The sequence below is a fragment of the Frankia sp. AgKG'84/4 genome, assembly GCF_023242965.2.
Taxonomy (GTDB): domain Bacteria; phylum Actinomycetota; class Actinomycetes; order Frankiales; family Frankiaceae; genus Frankia.
The window spans coordinates 1-589 of the sequence record NZ_JALKFU020000680.1 but is presented as its reverse complement, the minus strand read 5'-3'; the positions used below and the strand labels follow the sequence as shown (position 1 = coordinate 589).

The 589-nt window shown below is 36.7% G+C and carries 2 protein-coding genes; both read left to right on the top strand.

Annotated elements, in window-relative coordinates; all coding sequences use genetic code 11:
* Positions 1–104 precede the first annotated feature (104 nt).
* On the top strand, positions 105–395 hold the full coding sequence (locus tag MXD58_RS31805; RefSeq protein ID WP_250610038.1) for a hypothetical protein: 291 nt from the start codon (positions 105–107) through the stop codon (positions 393–395).
* Positions 396–589 (top strand): hypothetical protein (locus MXD58_RS31800; RefSeq protein ID WP_250610037.1); only part of this gene is annotated, 194 nt, incomplete at its 3' end.

Here is a 589-nt window from a genome sequence, read left to right as displayed (position 1 = left end):
TGTCAACACTCTTGGCTATTTAGCATATGAAATCGCAACCTAAATTGCAACGTAATTTTTGAAGTGGGAATAGATGTTCCCACTATGGGAAATACTATGTTAAAATGGGTGTGAATTACTATGTCAAAATGGGAGGTTTGGGCTACATGACAAAACCCTTAGAGTTTATCAAACCTAAAAATAAAAACGCTAAAGAAGTAAACTGGAAAATTTCCGAACGAACCAGAGCTATCGTTTCTCACTACGCTGAATACTGTGAATACTCCGAAGAAGAGGTTGTCGATGAATTCCTACAACGGAACTTGCTAAAGGATGACCAATTTATTCAAAGGATAAAATCCCTCCGTATTAATAACCGTATGTTGAAAGCCATTGGAATGGAAGAAAACGAGTAGGTGATTTATTTGTCCAAGTTGAAACAGCTACTTCCGAAATTTCAAGATAAAGTCGAAATTACTTGCCCTGTCAGTGATGATGAAATACTGGACAGGCAACTGAATTATTCACTACTTGCTCCTATGAAGTTTGCTAAACGGTATCATAACCATTTGTACGAACCTGTTTCGTTTTTATTAACCGGTCATGAATA